The sequence below is a fragment of the Bradyrhizobium paxllaeri genome (genome assembly GCF_001693515.2).
Taxonomy (GTDB): domain Bacteria; phylum Pseudomonadota; class Alphaproteobacteria; order Rhizobiales; family Xanthobacteraceae; genus Bradyrhizobium; species Bradyrhizobium paxllaeri.
Genome location: NZ_CP042968.1, coordinates 3021655 through 3038886, shown reverse-complemented (window position 1 = coordinate 3038886; position 17232 = coordinate 3021655). Strand labels below are relative to the sequence as shown.

The window sequence follows — 17232 nt, the reverse complement described above, 5'->3', positions numbered from 1 at the left end:
ACACCTCGTAACCCAAGGCTACCACGAACAGACAGGCAGTGAGGAAGTAACCAGACATTACACTTGGTGCCGACGTTACCATCTTGAAGGACACAAGCCAGACAATAGCGTGAATTGATTGTCTCAATCTTAAGGAGATAGCGAACAAAAAGCTGTATCGGGAAACTATTCCGAACTCGTCAGCGAAATCCGCTCTGGGTCACCAGCAGTAGCGCTTTAGCCGGTCAGAAGATTTCCGCTCGCCCCTCAGAAGCCGACATCGCTTTGTGAGTACACGCTCTAGCGAATCCGACCCGACAGCCGCAGCACGAAGATCAGCACTTCGGCGACGGCCTTGTAGAGCTCCGGCGGAATCTCGTCGCCGATCTCGACGTGGGACAAGGCGCCCGCCAGCACCTCGTTTTCCTCGATCGGGATGTCGTGCTCCTTGGCGAGTTCGACGATCCTGGCGCCGATGGTGCCCTTGCCCTTGGCGACGACGCGCGGGGCGCCGGTCTTGTCGTAGTGCAGCGCGACCGCAAGCTTGTTCCTGGTGTCGACGCTCATAGCGCGCGGTCCAGGAAATGGCCGGCACGGGCGGCGGGCGCGGCCTGCGGCGGCGCGCCGTCGCGGATCACGATGTCGCCGGGCTGCAGTTCAGCCCGGCTGAGCGCCTCGCTCAGTTGCGGCATGCCGGCGCGCAGTTGCTCCGCGGTCGTCGGCCGCTCCGCCCAGATCCGCACCGAGGTCTTGTCGCCTGTGAGCGATATCAGCGCGTGAACCGGGCCGGCCGGCTCGACGTCGAGCGAAAACCGCGCGCGCCACACCCGCTTGGCCGCCTCGACGCCCTCGTTGGCGCCATCGCGGGAAACCTCAAACTGCGCCATCGCCGTGCCCTGCGGCGTCACGAAGGGAATTTCGAAATGCCAACGCGGCAGCGTCGTGTCGATCTTCGGCGCGGCGTTGTCGATCCGATCCGGCAGGGAGGCCACCTGCAGCAGCGTCTGCCGTGCAATCGCGGCATCGGTGTCGTCGAGCAGATGGTGCGCGGTCGCCTCGAGCGGCGCATGCGGCGCGATGGTGGGAGACGCAATGGGTTGCGCTGCCGGCGGCGCGCCGCGGATCGGCGGCGGCGGGGTGTTGGTTTGGAACGTGACGTCGCCGCCTCTGCCGTCTTTCGCCATGGCTGTGGCCGCGACCCGCGCGGGGACGCCGAGTTCCTGCAGCGCTTCCTGCAGCAGGTTCAGCGTTGCGCCGGCTGACGGCCCTGCACCAAGCTTCAGTGCCAGTGGAGTTTGGCCGGCCTGGACGGCCGGCGTGAAACTCTCGGCCGCCAATCGCGCCTGCGGCAGCAGGATTTTCTGCACATCGACATCGGGCAACGAGGCCGGCGCTGGGCTCGCGGTGGAAGCCGGTGACGGCGCGGCGGGTTGTTGTGGCGCGGCCGGTGGCGCCGGTGGCGTGGCTGCCGAATTGATCCCGAGCGCCGATTGCAGCGTCTGGCGCAGCACGATCAGCGCGGCCTTGAGATCGGGCACGCCGCCTTGCGGGAGCGAGCCCGACGCCAGCGATGCCTCGAGGAAGATTCCGGACTTCTGGAATGCGGTCTTGATGTCGGCGCCATCGAGATTCTGATCGAGGCTGGTCTGCTGCGCCAGCACCTGCGCGATCGCCTCGCGCAATTTCGGCGGCAGATTGCTGGAGGAAACCGCGGCACCCAGATTGGCAAATAACGGCGCCAGGCTGTCCTGTTCGGTCACCGCCGCCTGCGCCGCCGCGGAGACGGCTGCGCGCTCCACCGGCGTCAGCACGTTCGTCGATACGATGGCCGGGCGATTGACCGCGGCGTCGACGAGCGCGTCGGGCGATAAGGTGACGGCGTCGACGGCACCCTGCCCGACCATGGCCAGGCGAATACCGCCGTCCTTGCTCTGCGTGACCGCGAGCTGAAGGTTCTGCCCGTGCTGTAACGGAATTTCCGAGGCGACGTCGATCGAAAGACTGTCGATGGCAATCCGCACCAGATCGGCAGAGAGCACTTTCAGCACCTGGGCGTTGACCACGCTGCCCGGCTGCAGCACGAGTTCGGGCGCAATGCCGCCAGCCTCTTGGGCTGACAGCACCGGCAGAACGGGATTGATCGAAATCGCCATGGTTTGGGGTCTCGGCCGAGGGTGCTAAGGCTAACCCGGCGTCGTAAACCTCTGCTTAACCGATGGCAGACGCTCAGGCCTTCAGGGCGTCCAAAATGGTCACGGCGGCCCGGAAATCGATGAATCTGGCGGCGCGGCGGGCTGCGACCTCTTCGTCGACGCCCCATTTCTCGACGTTCCAGTCATCATCGACATGGGCGGCCGCCCAGACCTCGTCGGAATCCAGGGCCCCGCGCTGTAGCGCCAACGCCAGCAGCGCCGAGCCGGTCAACGTCGTCACCACATGCAGCGCCGCCACCGACCATGGATCGCTGGGAAAGACCGCGCGGGCCGCCCTGATCGCCTGCTCCGGCTGCGTCACATGCACGATGCCTTCGGACAGGATGAAATGCGCGCCGAGGTGATTGGCGGCCCAAGCCAGCACCGGGTCCCAATACGCCGCTTCGCGGGCGACCAGCGCCTCGGGATGGCCGGCGCGATAAAACAGCAAATCCGTGCCGAGATATTTTGCGACATCGTCGGCCACGGCATCGACGCGATCGGCGACCTCGCCAACCGAGTTGGCAAAGCGCGTCAGCGGCATGGTCATGGGATCGATGGTCTCGCCCTGCGCGTTCCATTCGGCGGCGATCTGCTCGGCGATGGCGCTAGTCGGCGCAACGACCTGGCGGCCGGAAGGCGTGCGGATCGGCTTGCCGTCGAGCGTGACAGCAAAGCCGCCATCGGTCTCGGCGATGCCGGCTTCCTTGTAGAACCGCTTGCGCTGAGGCGCGCGCGTGGCGCGACGCACCGACTCCTGCGGATCAAGCGGCGAATGTCCGGCGACGTCATCGAATAGTTCACGCATGTCGTGATTTCAGCTTGCCGAGATGGGGTAATAATTCAGCTCTGACAATACGATAACAGTGGATGCAAATAAAGCTGATGAGGCCGTTGCGGCAATCAATTGTGATGTTGGTTTACGTGCAGGCGCGGGCCGTTTTGGCCTGTAGGCCCGGTTCCCTTTGACCGAACCCTCGCGAAGGGTTGCCCCCGAGGGCGCGTCACGGCTTCTGATAGATCACCTTCCCCGCCCGGATCGTATAGGCGACCTTGGCGAGGTTGGCGACGTCAGCGATCGGATCGCCGTCAAGCACCACGAGGTCGGCGTCAAAACCCTTCTCGACCCGCCCCTTCTTCGCGGCCTTGAAGTAATGCGCAGGGTTGGTGGTCAGCGAGGCCAGGATCTGGCGTTCCGACAGCGCGCCGCGCATCAGCGCATATTCGAGCGTGGTGTCGTAATAGTTGGTGAAGCCGATATCGGTGCCGAACAGGACCGGACCGCCATTTTCCGAGAAGCTCTTGAGCTGGCCGACAATGTTGTCGACGATGCGCGCGGCGATCTCGGGCGGCACGGGCAGCTTCGCGAACAGGGCCAATGTCGGCGTTAGCGCGATCCCCTGCTGCTTGAAGCGCGCGAGTTGCTCCGGAGGATAGCCTGGCTGCCTGGCGACCGTGTGCGCCATCACGTCGACGCCTGCGGCGATCACGGCCTCGATGCCTGCTGTATTCTGGGGGTGCGCGAACACCGGCTTGCCTTGCACATGCGCGATATCGACTGCGGCCTTGGCAACGGCCGCGTCCATGTTCACGACAGGCTTGTCTTCCCCCTTGTAGGAGCCGGTAAACAGCTTGATGCCGTCCAGGCCGATCTGCAGATAGTACCGCGCCATCTCCGCCGCCCGCTCTGGCGTGGCGGCCTCAGGAATCTGCGCGTCGGGAAGATAGGCAGGACGGCCGTCTTTGGGGAAAATGCTGCCGACAAGGAAAATATTGGGACCCAGGATTTCGTCCGCGTAGACGCGGCGGCGCAGCGCCAGCGAGTCGCTGGGATTGGAGCCGAGACTCCAGACGGTGGTGAAGCCCCACCGCGTCAGCATCTCCTGCATATGCGCGGTCAACGGTGCCGCCGGCGCGGTGTCGGCATTCCTCCACACGGCTTCCGTGAAATGGACATGGCTGTTCCAGAAGCCGGCGACGATGGTCTTGCCCGAGCAATCGATCACGCGCGCATCAGGCGGAATCTGCACCTCACCGGCCCGTCCGACGGCCGTGATGACGCCTGCCGATGTCACGATGACGGAATCGGAAATCGACGTTGCGTCCGGCGAGGCGTAGACGCTGCCTCCCTTGAGAACGAGCGTCTGAGCCTGCGCGACGACGCCCGGCGGAACGGCGAGAACACAGGAGAGAAGCGCGGCGCCGAGCCAATGGCGGGTCATGAGCAAAGCCTTTTCCGAATAACTGCGTCCCACAAGCTACACGAACGATACGACGCTGCTTTGATCGATATTGCTGTGCGCCAGCCGGCGCGGCGTGCCCGCTATTCCTCCGGCGCGTTCTCGATCGGATCGAACCGGTCATGCTCCAATCCCAGCAAATTCCAGGATTGCAGCATGTGCGGCGGCAGCGGCGCGCTGACATCGATCACGCCGCCGCGTGGATGCGGGATCACGAGGCGCCGCGCGAGCAGATGCAGGCGGTTCTGCAGGCCGCCCGGCAGGTCCCAGTTCTCCTTGTTGAAATATTTGGGGTCGCCGACGATGGCATGGTCGATATGCGCCATATGGGCGCGCAATTGATGGGTTCGGCCAGTGACCGGCTTGAGCGACACCCAGGCCAGTTTCTGCGCCGAGGTCTCGACCACGGCATAATACGTCACCGCGTGGCTCGCGCCCTCGTCGCCGTGCTTGGCGACGCGCATGATGCTGTCCTCCTCGCTCTCCTCCTTGGCGAGATAGGTCGAGATGCGGCCCTGCTTCGGCTTCGGCACGCCCGCCACCAGCGCCCAGTAGATCTTGCGCGCGGAGCGGTGGCGGAACGAGCCGGTCAAGGCGGTGGCGGCGAAACGGGTCTTTGCGATCAACAGACAGCCCGACGTTTCCCGGTCCAGCCGGTGCACCAGCCGCGGCTTCTGCCCCTTGGCGTCGCGCATCACCTCCAGCATCTGGTCAACGTTGCGCGTGATGCCGGAGCCGCCCTGCACCGCCAGCCCCGCCGGCTTGTTGATCACGAGGACGTCGGCATCCTCGAAGATGGTCATCTCCTTGAGCGCCTGCAGCGTCTTGGTCGCGGCTTCCGAGAGCGGACCAGCCCCCTTCGGCGCGTCGAGCCGCAGCGGCGGAATGCGGACGCTCTGGCCTTCCTCGAGCCGGTCCTTGCTGTCCGCCCGCTTGCCGTTGACGCGCAGCTCACCCTTCCGGACGATGCGCTGGATATGGGAGAACGAAAGGCCGGGAAAGCGCGCTTCGAGGAAACGATCGACGCGCATGTTGTTTTCGTCGGCGGTGACGACGACGGTCTGCACTTTCGTGGGCAGCGGCGCTTCGGCGACGACCTTCTCGGGCTCCGCCACGAACGGCGCCGGCCTCTCCCTGCGAGATTCGGAAAAGCGCGCGGGCTTGCCGCCGGGCCGATTGCCTTGCGGCCTGTCACCGGGCTTCTTGCTGCGAAAGGGCGTGGCCCCCTTGGGGCGATCGCCCGGCGCGCGGGATTTTGCGAGGGGTCTTTTGACGCGGCGGCTCATGGGCAATCTAGCTCCGGACTTGTCGCGAGTTCGGTCGGCCGGCCCGACGCGGCAACGCTGCGATCTTCGCGCCAACTTCGTTTTCGGCGAGACGCAGTTCGTAGAGCTGCTGCAAATTCATCCAGAATTGCGGGCTGGTGCCAAACCAGTGCCCCAGCCGTAATGCCGTGTCGGCGGTGATGCCGCGCTGACCGTGAATGATGCCCGTAATCCGGTTTACCGGCACGTCGATCTGACGCGAAAGCTCCGCAGCAGTGATTCCGAGCTCCTGCAGTTCTTCAGCAAGATGCTCACCGGGATGAATGGGAGAGCGAGGCATTGCGTTCTTCCTTCAGTGATAGTCCACAATTTCCACCTCGATCGGGCCGGACGATCCTTCCGGCCAGGCGAAGCAAATTCGCCACTGATCGTTGATACGAATCGAAAACAGTCCGGCACAGTCACCCCTGAGTGCTTCCAGACGGTTGCCGGGCAGCGCCGCCAGATCAGCCAAGCTGGTCGCCGCATCCAGTCGATCGAGACGCGTCTCGGCCTGTCGCGCGAAGCCGGAGAATTCCTTGACGTGGCGTCCTGAGGCAAACCGCTCGGTGCGCTTGTCCCGATAACTGACGATCATCGTTCGGCCACGATAGCAGGATTTACGACTTACGTAAACTGTAAATCATGCCTGCCCGTCACAGCGAAATCACTGCAAGCCGGTCCCGAGATCGGCCATATTCGGCCGAATACGGAAGACTAGGAGCCTTGGATGACCTTTTCGAAGTTGGCGCTCTCAGTGGTCGCGGCCCTCCTCGCCAGCACGGCCTCCGCGCAGCAGAGCCCGATGTCGGAGGATCTGGCCTGGAAGCTGCTGGAACTCGGCCGCGTCATCGACCCACCGAAGACCGTCGAGCTCTACGCGCCGCTGCAGGAAAAAGAGCCCTATCAAGGTATCAAGGTCGAGCGGGACGTCAAATACGGTCCGGCCGACCGCAACCTGCTCGATATTTTCCTGCCGGAGACGGCTGCACCTCCCCGGCCGGTGCTGATCTTCGTCCATGGCGGCGCGTTCGTCGGCGGCAACAAGCGGACCACACCGACCAGTCCGTTCTACGACAACATCATGCTGTGGGCGGCAAAGAACGGCTTTGTCGGCGTCAACGTCACCTACCGACTCGCGCCACTAGCGCCCTGGCCGGCCGGCGCTGAGGATATGGCCACCGCGGTTCAGTGGGTCACCGACAAGATCGGCGAGCGCGGCGGCAATCCCGCGCGCATCTATCTGATGGGGCACTCCGCAGGCGCTGTTCACGTCGCAAACTATGTATCGCATCCTGAGTTTCACAAAGTGAAAGGCGGTGGGCTCGCTGGCGCAATCATGCTCTCGGGCATCTACGACCTGACCGCGGCACCGCTCGCCGATACCCAGCGCGCCTATTTCGGCGACGATCCCGCGCGCTACGCCGAACGATCCTCGCTGCCCGGTTTGGCAACCACCGGCATCCCGCTGATGATGACCGCCGCCGAACTGGACCCCGAGGGCTTTGTCCTGCAATTCGAGCGCGCTAAGCAAGCAAGTTGCAAACGCGCCAACGGATGCGCACGCACGCTCCTGCTGCCGCAGCACAGCCACATGTCGGAAGTGTATTCGATCAACACTGCCGATACTCGGCTGACCGATGAAATCCTTGATTTCGTTAAAGCGGGCAAATAGCCGATAGCTCTCGAACGCGTGTGAAGAGCGACGACACACGTTGACAGCGTTATAGGCACCGTGCATATTTTTATCGGGTGGATACGACCCGCTGCTTGCACCCTTTGGGTTTGGCGAACGTATCGAGCCGCTCCCGGCCTCCTTTGCCCGGCGAACGAGTCAGTAACGCAAGCATCTGACGCAATTCTCGTTCGCCTGAAGCAGAGGTTATCCCATGCGTGATTTCCGCGATGCCAAGGCCATGGCGCAAACGCTGCGCGAGGCGCTGAAACTCAAATCGATCTCCGTCAGCCACAGCGAAAGCCTCGAACTGGTCGCAAGGACCCTGGGCTTTCACGATTGGAACGTGCTGTCGGCGGCCATTCAGTCGAGCCAACCTGTTTCCGTTCAAGCCGCAAAATCGCAGGCCCGATCGCGCAGCGCCGGAACCGTGATTCCGGTAGCGCCGATGCGGGACGTCGTGTTCTTTCCGCAACTGATTACGCCGATCTTTGTCGGGCGCGAGAAGACGCGACGTGCGATCGAGAGCGCAGCCGCCAATGGCGGGCGGATTCTGGTCGTCACCCAGAAGCGGCCGGACAACGATGACCCGGACTTCGCCGCGCTTCATTCGGTCGGCGTCCTCGCCGAGATCATCCATCGCGCCGAGATGCCGCACGGAGACCTTCGCGTGAAGGTTTCCTGTTTCGAACGAACCGCCATCGTGCGGCCGGTCGACGGCGACTTTCTGGCGGCCGAAGTTGCGCCGATCAAAGAGACGCGCGGCCTGGACGCAGAAGCGTTCATGCTCACGCGCGAAATCTTTGAGGCGTATCAGGGCTTCACCAATACCGCGCCGCCGCAGTCGCTGTACCGTTACGCCGGCGAACCGGGCGCGCTCGCCGATGTCGTGGTTCAGCTGATGGAAGTCGGAATCGACAAGATGCAGCAGGTCCTGGAAACCGGAGATGTGGTCGCAAGGCTCCAGACCATCCTCGGCTGGATGCGCGAGAACTCACCGGCCAAAGCGAACTGATTGCTCAGAGCGGGGCGCGTAGCGCCCCGCTCGCATCACGAACACTATTTGCACTGCGCGGCGCTTCTCACCGCGACGAGATCATTGCCGGAATTGTTGGACGGACGCTTCTTGCCGGCTTCATCCGCCGCAGCGCAGGCCGCTGCCACGTCGCCATTCTGGAAGCGCGCCACCGCGAGATTGGTCCAGGCATCGCCGAGGTCCGGCGAGTCCTTGACCGCCTGCTCCAGCACGGGCTGCGCCTCCCGCGGGCGCTTGGCGATCAACAGGAGGCGGCCGTAGTCGGCCCGCAGCGCCCTCACCGGATTGGGCTGCTTGAGCGCAATCTTGAACAGCTCGTCCGCGGCATCGAGGTTGTTGAAGCGAAACTGAGCGACCACCGCAAGGCCGTGATAGACGGCGCTCTGCTCGGGTGAAATGAGGTACGCCTGGTTAAACCGCAGCGCGGCCTCGCGTATCTTGCCGGTGTTGACCGCCCGCCAGCCGCGCATGGTGATTTCCTCAAACGCCTTTTCGCGCGAGCCGGTCGCCCCGATGATGGCGCTGACGAATTTCTCATCAGAGGCTTTCTCTTCCGAGTTCTTGGCCGCGAATCCGAAGAACGGCTGCTCGTTGGTCGGCGCCGTATAGCTTCGCTTGGTGACCTGCACGCCGGGCGCCACCTCGACGGTCTCCGCGACCGCGGTATGCGGCAACGCCAGCATCATCACGCATGCGACGGCGCCGATCGTCCGCCTGAAGTACTTCTCGAACCCGTTCATTCGCGCCTGTCCCGCTCCCTACGCAACTTCGCCCAGTAATCCAGCCGCTTGCGGATCTCACGCTCGAAACCGCGATCGGGTGGATCGTAAAACGTCTGCCGTCCCAGCGCTTCCGGGAAATAGTCCTGCCCCGAAAACGCGTCCGGCGCGTCATGATCATATTCGTAGCCGGAGCCATAGCCTTCCGACTTCATCAGCTTGGTCGGCGAATTCAGAATGTGTTTTGGCGGCAGCAGCGAGCCGCCCTCCTTCGCCGTCCGCATCGCCGCGCCAAAGGCCTTGTAGGCGGCGTTCGATTTCGGCGCGGTGGCGAGATAGATCACGGCCTGCGCGATCGCGAGCTCGCCCTCGGGATGACCGAGGAAGTCGAAGGCATCCTTGGCGGCGTTGCAGATCACCAGCGCCTGCGGGTCGGCAAGCCCGATATCCTCGACCGCCATCCGCACGACGCGCCGCGCCAGAAACAGCGGATCCTCGCCGGCGTCCAGCATGCGCGCGAGGTAATATAGCGCCGCATCGGGATCGGAGCCGCGGACCGACTTATGCAGCGCCGAAATCAGGTTGTAATGGCCGTCGGCGGATTTGTCGTAGATCGGCGCGCGGCGCTGCAGGATTTCCTGCAACTGCGCGGCGTTGAAGATTTCGTCCTTGCGCGCGGCGCGCCAGACCTCTTCGACCAGCGTCAGCGAGGCGCGGCCATCGCCATCGGCCATCCGCACCAGCACAGCGCGCGCTTCCGCGTCGAGCGGCAGTTTTTTGCCCTCGACCTTCTCGGCATGCGCAAAGAGCTTTTCGATCGCGGCGGCGTCGAGCGAGTGAAACACCAGGACGCGCGCGCGCGAGAGTAACGCGGCGTTGAGCTCGAACGAGGGATTTTCCGTGGTGGCGCCGACCAGCACGACGGTGCCGTCTTCCATCACGGGCAGAAACGAATCCTGCTGCGCGCGATTGAATCTGTGCACCTCGTCGACGAACAGCAGCGTGCCCTTGCCCATCTCGCGCCGGGCGCGCGCTGCGTCGAACACTTTTTTCAGGTCGGCGACGCCGGAGAACACCGCTGAAATCTGCTCGAAATGCAGTTCGGTGGCATCGGCCAAGAGCCGCGCCACCGTGGTCTTGCCGGTGCCGGGCGGTCCCCAGAACACCAGCGAACCCAGCGTGCGCGTCTCCAGCATTCGCGTCAGCGCGCCGTCGGGACCGAGGATGTGATCCTGGCCGACGACATCGGCGAGCGAACGCGGCCGCAGCCGGTCGGGAAGCGGACGCGGCGCGTCCTCTTCCATCCCTGCCGCGGCAAAGAGATTGGCAGCCTCGCGGGGTTGCTTCGGGCTCATCCGCCCAGCGTCACGTTGATCTGCTGGCCGCCGCGCACCACGACGATGCGCCAGAGCCTGGACGACGCTTTTGACGCCTTGTCGAGATCGCTGGTCTTGGCGATCTTCTGGTTGTTGACCGCCAGGATGATGTCGCCCTTCTGGAAACCGACGCTGGCCGCGGTGCCGCCATCGGCGAGATCGATCACCACCACGCCCTCGGTCTGGGAATCCAGATGCAGTTCGTCGGCGACCGCCGGCGAAATGTTGGCGACCTTGGCGCCCTGGAACGGCGAGCGCCCGGTGAGCACGATTTCGTCGCGGTTGGTGTCGGGCGCGGTCTCCAGCGGCACCGTGACCTTGACGATCTTTCCGGCGCGTTGCACATCGATCTGCGCCGAGCCGCCGAGCTGCCGCGTGGCGAAGCGGTAGTCGAACGCGTTGGGATCGTCGATCGTCTGCCCCTCGATCGCGACGATCAGGTCCGACGGCTTCAGCCCGGCGCGCGCGGCCGGAGAGTTCGGCGCGACATTGGCGATCAAGGCGCCGTTCGGCAGTTTCAGTCCCAACGTGTCGGCGATTTCAGGCGTCACCGCCTGCAGCTTCGCCCCCAGCCACGGCCGCTTGACGGCCTTGCCGCCGCTCTTGGCGGACGCCACCACGACGCGCACCATGTTGGCAGGGATAGCAAAGCCGATACCCTGCGAGCCGCCGGAGCGCGAGAAGATCGCGGTGTTGATGCCGACCAGCTTGCCGGTCATGTCGACCAGCGCGCCGCCGGAATTGCCGGGGTTGATCGCAGCATCGGTCTGGATGAAGAACTGGTAGTCGGTGATGCCGACCTTGGTGCGGGCCAAGGCGGAGACGATGCCGTGGGTCACGGTCTGACCGACGCCGAAGGGATTGCCGATCGCGAGCACGACATCGCCGACCAGCAACTCATCGGAATTGGCAAAGTCCAATGTGGCGAATTTCTCCTTGCCGTCCTTGACGCGCAGCACAGCGAGATCGGTGCGGCTGTCCTTGAGCACGATCTCGGCCTCGAACTCGCGCTTGTCGGCGAGCGAGATTTTTACCTGATCGGCGCCCTCGATGACGTGGTTGTTGGTGACGACGAGGCCGGACGCATCGACCATCACGCCCGACCCCAGCGAGCGCTGCATCTGCTCGGGCTGCATGCCGGGGACGCCGAAGAAGCGGCGGAAGACTGGGTCGTCCAGCAGCGGGTTGCGGTTCTGCACGGTCTTGGCGGCATAGACGTTCACCACCGCCGGCTGCGCGCGCTGCACGATCGGCGCATAGGACAGCCGCAGCTCGGCGCCGGAGGACGGCACGCGCCTCTCCTGCGCCAGCGCAGGCGTTGCAACGACCACTGAAGCCAGCAGCAAGGCGAAAGAGCGGATCAAATTCATCTCGAAAATCCCGGAACTGAGCGCCACACATATAGATGCGGGGCGGCAACGAGAGAAGATAAAGCGGTACATATAACGGCAGCTACGCGGCGCGATCGGGCTCCTTGACGCTGTCGGATGCAGGCCCACAAGATAGTCGTTCCTGATGGCCCTCGCCCCATGCCCTGAGCGTCTCGATCACGGGACGCAGGCTCTCGCCGATCTCGGACAGCGTATATTCGACTCGCGGCGGCACCTCGGCATAGACCTTGCGGATCACGAGCTTGTCCTCCTCAAGCGCCCGAAGCTGCTTGGTCAGCATGCGCTGGGTAATCCCGGGCATCCGCCGCCGCAACTCCCCGAAGCGCTGGGTGCCGGCCAAGAGATGAAACAGGATCACGCCCTTCCACTTGCCGTCGATCAGGTCGAGCGTGGCTTCTACCGCGCAGCCCGGCCGCCGGGCAAAATTTCGCCGTTTCATGAGATTTTCCGGGAGTTTTCCCAATAGTATCCAAACAGGGACTAGTTCCCCGAATTTACAGTACTTGCCAATCCGATGCCAGCGCGACAGTTAGGCAGCCATCCCCACGCAAGGCAGGAGAAACGGACATGAAGGCCGTCGGATACAAAAAATCGCTCCCCATCGAGGACGCGCAATCGCTGTTCGACTTTGACGCCGCCAAGCCGGAACCGAAGGGCCGCGACATCAGGGTCGCGGTCAAGGCGATCTCCGCCAACCCGGTCGATTACAAGGTCCGCAAGCGCGCCGCCCCGCCCGAGGGCGAGACCAAAATCCTCGGCTATGACGCCGCCGGCATCGTCGATGCCGTCGGGCCGGATGTCTCCCTCTTCAAGCCGGGCGACGAAGTGTTCTACGCCGGCTCGATCCTGCGCCAGGGCACCAACGCGGAATTTCACCTGGTCGACGAGCGGATCGCCGGCAACAAGCCGAAATCGCTGTCGTTCGCGCAGGCCGCAGCACTGCCGCTGACTTCGATCACTGCGTGGGAATTGCTGTTCGATCGGCTTGGCGCCGTACCTGGCAAGAGCCTCGATGCGCGTACGCTCCTGATCACCGGCGGCGCCGGTGGCGTCGGCTCGATCCTGATCCAGCTCGCGCGCCGCCTCACCGGCCTTACGGTCGTCGCCACCGCCACGCGGCCGGAATCGCAAAAATGGTGCCTCGACCTCGGCGCGCATGCCGTGATCGATCATGGCAAGCCGATGAAGGAGCAGATCGAGAAGCTGAAACTGCCGCCGGTCGGCCTCGTCGCCAGCCTGACCTTCACCGACCAGCACTACAAGGCGATCGCGGACTTCATGGCGCCGCAGGGCAAGTTCGGCCTGATCGATGATCCCCCGGAATTCACGATGAGCACCTTCAAGGGCAAGGCGATCTCGGTGCACTGGGAATCGATGTTCACGCGCTCCTCGTTCCAGACTGCGGACATGATCGCGCAGCATTACCTGCTCAACGACGTGGCAGACCTGCTCGACAAGGGCGTGCTCCGGACCACGCTCGACCAGACCTTTGGCACCATCAACGCGGCTAACCTCAAGCGTGCGCATGCGCTTTTGGAAAGCGGCAAGTCCCGCGGCAAGATCGTGCTGGAGGGCTGGTAACGGCCTAACAAACAGGGTTGATCGGGACGTCGATTCAAGGGACGCTATTCCATCGATCCGGGACGGCTGTCGCCTAAAACCCCGGCGCGAATTGCCGGGGTTAAGGAAGACAGGAGGCCTGTTTCGAATGGTACGGATGTTTCTGGCGGCCGCGCTCGCGACGGCCGGTGTGGCGGGTTGCCCGTCGATATCGGCCGCACAAGGCAGCTACCCCGAAAAGCCGCTGCAGTTGATCGTGCCCTTCCCGGCGGGCGGCGCCTCCGATGTCGTCGGGCGCATCATTGCCGGCGAACTCGAGTCGCGCTTGGGCAAGCCGGTGATCGTGCTCAACCGCCCCGGTGGCGGCACCACGATCGCCGCCAAGGAAGCCGCCAGCGCGGCGCCCGACGGATACACCCTGTTCTCCAGCTCGAATTCGACCTTCACCCTGCAGAATGCGGTGAAGGAGAACGTGCCTTACGACAGCGCGAAGGACTTCGAGCCGATCGCCCAGACCGGCACATTGACCATGGTGCTGGTTACCCATCGCGACAATCCGATCAAGGACGTCGCGGCGCTGGTCGCCGCCGCCAAGGCCAATCCCGACAAGCTGTCGCTGGCCTCCTTCGGGGTCGCGACCATTTCGCATTTTGCCGGCGAGCTGTTCAAATCGAGCGCCGGCATCAAGATGGTGCATTTGCCCTACAAGGGCAGCGCGCCGGCGATGAACGACCTGATGGGCAAGCACATCGAGTATCACGTCGACACCGTGATCGCGATCAGGCCGCAGCTCGAAGCCGGCACGGTCCGGCCGCTCGCGGTGTTCTCCGCCAAGCGCTCGCCGTTTCTGCCCGAGGTTCCGACGCTTGCCGAACTCGGCTATCCCAAAATCGACCTCGTCTCCTGGGGCACCGTGGTGGCGCCCAAGGGAATTCCGCCGGCCGTTCGCGACCGGCTGGCCTCGGTGCTGGAAGAAGCGATCGCAAGTCCGTCGGTGATCGAGCGTTTCAAGAAGGTTGGCTACGAACCCGGCTTCAAGCGCTATCCGGACTGGCCGGGATTCATCGCCAAGGAAACGGCGGAGATGAAAGAACTGGCCCTCAAGGGCGGGATCAAGGAAGAGTAATCCTGACATGACCGAGCCGTGCGATCTGCCCGCGGTAACGGCGCGGGCGCTGATCGGCGAGCGCAAGCTTTCGCCGGTCGAACTGATGGACAGTTGCATCCGGCGGATCGAGGCGATCGATCCCGCCGTCAACGCGATCATCGCGCGCTCGTTCGATACGGCGCGCGCCGCGGCGCGGGAGAGCGAGGCCGCCGTGATGCGCGGCGATGCGCTCGGGCCGCTGCATGGGCTCCCGCTCGCCGTCAAGGACCTGATCGACGCCAAGGGCCTGCCGACGAGCTTTGGCAGCGTGCTGTTCGCCGACAACATCGCAGCCGAGGACGAAGCTGTTGTCGCGATGCTCAAGCGCGCCGGCGCCATCGTCGTCGGCAAGACCAACGTCCCCGAATGGGGCGCAGGCGGCAACACCCGCAACGCGCTTCATGGCGCCACCGGCAATCCGTTCGATCCCGAGCGCTCCGCCGCCGGCTCGTCCGGTGGATCAGCGGTCGCGCTTGCCACAGGCATGGTGCCGCTGGCGACCGGTTCGGACACCGGCGGCTCGGTCAGGAATCCCGCCGCCTTTTGCGGTGTCGTCGGATTCCGCCCCTCGCCCGGGCTGATCGCCAGCAACAGCCGCAACATGGCGTGGCTGCAGATCTCGCAGCTCGGGCCGATGGCGCGAAACGTATCCGACGCCTGCCTGATGCTTTCCTACATGCTGGATCGCGACGCGCGCGATCCGTTGTCGGCGATCCTTCATGCCGGCGGAACGCCTGTGAGCGAGGCCTATCGCCATCCGCCTGACATCGATCTCGCCACCTTGCGCATCGCGGCGACGACGGATTTCGGATTCGCGCCGACGGAGCGCGCTATCGCCGAGACGTTCAAGAACAAGCTAGCGACATTCGGATCGGCCTTCCGCAGCGTCGAATGGACTCATCCCGACTGCACCCATGCCGACGAAGTGTTCCGGGTCCTGCGCGCCGTCGCATTCCTCGGCCGTCACCGCGAGCTAGCGGAAAAATATCCTGACAAGGTCGGCCCCAATATCCGCGACAACGTCGCCGAGGGACTCGGCTACTCCGCTCTCGACGTCGCGCGTGCGCTGTCGTTGCAGACCGCGCTCTATCGAAGCTGGCAGCAATTCTTCGGCGAACACGATTTTGTCGTTGCGCCTGCGGTCACCATCAGCCCGCGGCCATGGTCGGAGCTCTACCCGGCCATGATCGACGGCACGCCGACGAAGAGCTATTTCCACTGGCTGGCGATGGCCTATGCCGCGACCAATGCCGGACATCCGGTGGTGGCGATACCGGCCGGCCGCGATGGCGCCGGATTGCCGTTCGGCATCCAGATCATCGGCCCGCGCGGCGGCGATGCCGCGACGCTTGCGGTTGCCCGCGGCATCGAGGCCCTGCTTGGCGCCAATCCGGAGACGGCCCGTCCCGTCCCCGATCTCGAATGGCTGCGCCGTCAGCCGCCGATCTCGTCCCGGCCGGGTTTTCTGGATTTCGACTGAGGTCACACTCATTCGCGGCGAGGGTAATTCGGCACCCGCAAGAAGCCCGGCCGCCGCGAAGCGATAGCCGCTTCGCGCGCCTGCCCGCGACGACAATGGTTCCCGATCGGAAGAAATGGCGCCACTCCGGCTACGACTTCCGTCGAAACGGCCTCCTGAACGCCCGTTCATCAAAATTAAATCCGGCGCGGAGCCGTTCGGAAGCTTGACCTAAAGCAACAAACTTCACTCGAAAGTGTTTAGCGAGTCTCCAGTTATGTGGAAAGTTTGCCTGGCTGGTTATGTAAGGAGGAGTCGATGAGAAAGGCACCAATGGTTCTGGCTGTCGCGGCAACCCTTGGCCTGACAGCGGTCGCGGCGCCGTCACCGGCGCATGCTTGGCGCGGAGGCGGCTGGGGCTGGGGCGGGGCCGTGGCTGGCGGATTGATTGCGGGCGCGGTGATCGGCGGACTGGCGTCGAACGCCTACGCCTATGGTCCGGGTTACGGATATTACGGCGGGTACCCCGGCTACTACGGCGGGTATGGTTATTACGGCGGTTATGCGCCGGCCTACTATGGCGGATATTACGGCGGCTACTATGGCGGTCCCTATGTTCGCCGCGTGTATCGTCCGGCATACGCCTACTATGGCGGTCCACGATTCTATGGTCCGCGATATTACCGCGGCGGTTACTGGCGCCGCTGGTGATCCTGCAATGAAAAGGGCCGCCTCATAGGCGGCCCTTTTTGCATGGAGCGACGTGAGCCACCTCAGTCGATCTCATGCACCACGGTGCGACTACCCGGATCGACCAGCATCACGCGGTTGCCGGAATAGACGTAGCGATACTTCGTCACGGACGGACCCCAATCGGAAGGCACCGCCGTAAGTTCGACGTCGGTCGGCACCTTGGCGCCAACCACAATCCTTTCCCGCGTCTCGACCGGACGGATCTTGTGCTCGGTGACGTAACTCTTGATCCGGGTGCGATACTCCGGCTCGATCTGAATCGTGGCGCCCGCAGCACCCGTGGTCGTTCCAGGAGTGACTACGGTGGTTTGCGCGGTGGCCATCGTCGCAACCAGCGACGCTGCCGCCGCAAGTATGAACAACTTCTTCATCTAGTTCCTCCTCAAACCGCATCAGCGCGG

The 17232-nt window shown here is 64.1% G+C and carries 18 protein-coding genes; 6 read left to right on the top strand and 12 right to left on the bottom strand.

Annotation, left to right across the window (positions count from 1 at the left end):
• Nucleotides 1-279: 279 nt before the first annotated feature.
• The 7 genes from LMTR21_RS14300 to LMTR21_RS14270 form a co-directional block, all read right to left on the bottom strand.
• Complete coding sequence (locus LMTR21_RS14300) at nucleotides 280-546, bottom strand: EscU/YscU/HrcU family type III secretion system export apparatus switch protein (protein WP_057834275.1); 267 nt, start codon at nucleotides 544-546, stop codon at nucleotides 280-282.
• Entirely contained in the window at nucleotides 543-2132 is a 1590-nt protein-coding gene (fliK, locus tag LMTR21_RS14295; protein WP_065750142.1) for a flagellar hook-length control protein FliK, read from the bottom strand. Before fliK ends, LMTR21_RS14300 begins: the two co-directional genes overlap by 4 nt.
• Before the next feature lie 73 nt (nucleotides 2133-2205).
• Nucleotides 2206-2979: an ATP12 family chaperone protein gene (locus LMTR21_RS14290; RefSeq protein ID WP_065750141.1), complete on the bottom strand. Its 774-nt coding sequence runs from the start codon at nucleotides 2977-2979 to the stop codon at nucleotides 2206-2208.
• Between the two features lie 196 nt (nucleotides 2980-3175).
• A complete protein-coding gene (locus LMTR21_RS14285) occupies nucleotides 3176-4393 on the bottom strand; it encodes an amidohydrolase family protein (RefSeq protein WP_141688032.1) in 1218 nt (405 codons plus the stop codon).
• Between the two features lie 101 nt (nucleotides 4394-4494).
• Nucleotides 4495-5697, bottom strand: a complete 1203-nt coding sequence (locus LMTR21_RS14280; protein WP_065750140.1) for an RluA family pseudouridine synthase — start codon at nucleotides 5695-5697, stop codon at nucleotides 4495-4497.
• A gap of 7 nt (nucleotides 5698-5704) precedes the next feature.
• Nucleotides 5705-6016, bottom strand: coding sequence for a HigA family addiction module antitoxin (locus tag LMTR21_RS14275; RefSeq protein ID WP_065750139.1), 312 nt, complete (start codon nucleotides 6014-6016; stop codon nucleotides 5705-5707).
• A 12-nt stretch (nucleotides 6017-6028) separates the two neighbouring features.
• Nucleotides 6029-6313 (bottom strand): type II toxin-antitoxin system RelE/ParE family toxin, encoded by a 285-nt coding sequence (locus tag LMTR21_RS14270; protein WP_065750138.1) that lies wholly within the window; start codon nucleotides 6311-6313, stop codon nucleotides 6029-6031.
• Between the two features lie 132 nt (nucleotides 6314-6445).
• On the opposite strand from LMTR21_RS14270, the gene LMTR21_RS14265 reads away from it, so the two are divergent.
• Both LMTR21_RS14265 and LMTR21_RS14260 read left to right on the top strand, forming a co-directional pair.
• Nucleotides 6446-7390, top strand: a complete 945-nt coding sequence (locus tag LMTR21_RS14265; protein WP_065750137.1) for an alpha/beta hydrolase — start codon at nucleotides 6446-6448, stop codon at nucleotides 7388-7390.
• Nucleotides 7391-7604: 214 nt separating this feature from the next.
• Complete coding sequence (locus LMTR21_RS14260; RefSeq protein WP_065750136.1) at nucleotides 7605-8405, top strand: LON peptidase substrate-binding domain-containing protein; 801 nt, start codon at nucleotides 7605-7607, stop codon at nucleotides 8403-8405.
• Between the two features lie 44 nt (nucleotides 8406-8449).
• Here the strand turns inward: LMTR21_RS14260 and LMTR21_RS14255 are convergent, their stop codons facing one another.
• The 4 genes from LMTR21_RS14255 to LMTR21_RS14240 all read right to left on the bottom strand — a co-directional run bounded on the left by LMTR21_RS14255 (nucleotide 8450) and on the right by LMTR21_RS14240 (nucleotide 12351).
• Nucleotides 8450-9166: a tetratricopeptide repeat protein gene (locus LMTR21_RS14255; protein WP_065750135.1), complete on the bottom strand. Its 717-nt coding sequence runs from the start codon at nucleotides 9164-9166 to the stop codon at nucleotides 8450-8452.
• A complete protein-coding gene (locus tag LMTR21_RS14250) occupies nucleotides 9163-10500 on the bottom strand; it encodes a replication-associated recombination protein A (protein WP_065750134.1) in 1338 nt (445 codons plus the stop codon). The genes LMTR21_RS14255 and LMTR21_RS14250 overlap by 4 nt, the downstream gene beginning before the upstream one ends.
• Nucleotides 10497-11891: a DegQ family serine endoprotease gene (locus LMTR21_RS14245; RefSeq protein WP_065750133.1), complete on the bottom strand. Its 1395-nt coding sequence runs from the start codon at nucleotides 11889-11891 to the stop codon at nucleotides 10497-10499. Before LMTR21_RS14245 ends, LMTR21_RS14250 begins: the two co-directional genes overlap by 4 nt.
• A gap of 82 nt (nucleotides 11892-11973) precedes the next feature.
• On the bottom strand, nucleotides 11974-12351 hold the full coding sequence (locus LMTR21_RS14240) for a winged helix-turn-helix transcriptional regulator (protein ID WP_065750132.1): 378 nt from the start codon (nucleotides 12349-12351) through the stop codon (nucleotides 11974-11976).
• Between the two features lie 128 nt (nucleotides 12352-12479).
• Between LMTR21_RS14240 and LMTR21_RS14235 the strand changes: the two genes are divergently transcribed.
• From LMTR21_RS14235 to LMTR21_RS14220, 4 genes are all read left to right on the top strand, one after another.
• Complete coding sequence (locus LMTR21_RS14235) at nucleotides 12480-13493, top strand: zinc-binding alcohol dehydrogenase family protein (protein ID WP_065750131.1); 1014 nt, start codon at nucleotides 12480-12482, stop codon at nucleotides 13491-13493.
• A 127-nt stretch (nucleotides 13494-13620) separates the two neighbouring features.
• Nucleotides 13621-14598: a Bug family tripartite tricarboxylate transporter substrate binding protein gene (locus tag LMTR21_RS14230; protein WP_065750130.1), complete on the top strand. Its 978-nt coding sequence runs from the start codon at nucleotides 13621-13623 to the stop codon at nucleotides 14596-14598.
• Nucleotides 14599-14605: 7 nt separating this feature from the next.
• Entirely contained in the window at nucleotides 14606-16099 is a 1494-nt protein-coding gene (locus LMTR21_RS14225; protein WP_065750129.1) for an amidase, read from the top strand.
• Nucleotides 16100-16396: 297 nt separating this feature from the next.
• Entirely contained in the window at nucleotides 16397-16789 is a 393-nt protein-coding gene (locus LMTR21_RS14220; RefSeq protein ID WP_084030348.1) for a hypothetical protein, read from the top strand.
• 62 nt (nucleotides 16790-16851) lie between these two features.
• Here LMTR21_RS14220 and LMTR21_RS14215 read toward each other — a convergent pair whose 3' ends face one another.
• On the bottom strand, nucleotides 16852-17202 hold the full coding sequence (locus LMTR21_RS14215) for a DUF1236 domain-containing protein (RefSeq protein WP_065750127.1): 351 nt from the start codon (nucleotides 17200-17202) through the stop codon (nucleotides 16852-16854).
• Nucleotides 17203-17232 lie beyond the last annotated feature (30 nt).

Coding starts and splice junctions, on each gene's coding strand:
- LMTR21_RS14300 (WP_057834275.1), bottom strand. CDS start 546: ATGAGCGTCGACACCAGGAACAAGCTTGCGGTCGCGCTGCACTACGAC.
- fliK (WP_065750142.1), bottom strand. CDS start 2,132: ATGGCGATTTCGATCAATCCCGTTCTGCCGGTGCTGTCAGCCCAAGAG.
- LMTR21_RS14290 (WP_065750141.1), bottom strand. CDS start 2,979: ATGCGTGAACTATTCGATGACGTCGCCGGACATTCGCCGCTTGATCCG.
- LMTR21_RS14285 (WP_141688032.1), bottom strand. CDS start 4,393: ATGACCCGCCATTGGCTCGGCGCCGCGCTTCTCTCCTGTGTTCTCGCC.
- LMTR21_RS14280 (WP_065750140.1), bottom strand. CDS start 5,697: ATGAGCCGCCGCGTCAAAAGACCCCTCGCAAAATCCCGCGCGCCGGGC.
- LMTR21_RS14275 (WP_065750139.1), bottom strand. CDS start 6,016: ATGCCTCGCTCTCCCATTCATCCCGGTGAGCATCTTGCTGAAGAACTG.
- LMTR21_RS14270 (WP_065750138.1), bottom strand. CDS start 6,313: ATGATCGTCAGTTATCGGGACAAGCGCACCGAGCGGTTTGCCTCAGGA.
- LMTR21_RS14265 (WP_065750137.1), top strand. CDS start 6,446: ATGACCTTTTCGAAGTTGGCGCTCTCAGTGGTCGCGGCCCTCCTCGCC.
- LMTR21_RS14260 (WP_065750136.1), top strand. CDS start 7,605: ATGCGTGATTTCCGCGATGCCAAGGCCATGGCGCAAACGCTGCGCGAG.
- LMTR21_RS14255 (WP_065750135.1), bottom strand. CDS start 9,166: ATGAACGGGTTCGAGAAGTACTTCAGGCGGACGATCGGCGCCGTCGCA.
- LMTR21_RS14250 (WP_065750134.1), bottom strand. CDS start 10,500: ATGAGCCCGAAGCAACCCCGCGAGGCTGCCAATCTCTTTGCCGCGGCA.
- LMTR21_RS14245 (WP_065750133.1), bottom strand. CDS start 11,891: ATGAATTTGATCCGCTCTTTCGCCTTGCTGCTGGCTTCAGTGGTCGTT.
- LMTR21_RS14240 (WP_065750132.1), bottom strand. CDS start 12,351: ATGAAACGGCGAAATTTTGCCCGGCGGCCGGGCTGCGCGGTAGAAGCC.
- LMTR21_RS14235 (WP_065750131.1), top strand. CDS start 12,480: ATGAAGGCCGTCGGATACAAAAAATCGCTCCCCATCGAGGACGCGCAA.
- LMTR21_RS14230 (WP_065750130.1), top strand. CDS start 13,621: ATGGTACGGATGTTTCTGGCGGCCGCGCTCGCGACGGCCGGTGTGGCG.
- LMTR21_RS14225 (WP_065750129.1), top strand. CDS start 14,606: ATGACCGAGCCGTGCGATCTGCCCGCGGTAACGGCGCGGGCGCTGATC.
- LMTR21_RS14220 (WP_084030348.1), top strand. CDS start 16,397: ATGAGAAAGGCACCAATGGTTCTGGCTGTCGCGGCAACCCTTGGCCTG.
- LMTR21_RS14215 (WP_065750127.1), bottom strand. CDS start 17,202: ATGAAGAAGTTGTTCATACTTGCGGCGGCAGCGTCGCTGGTTGCGACG.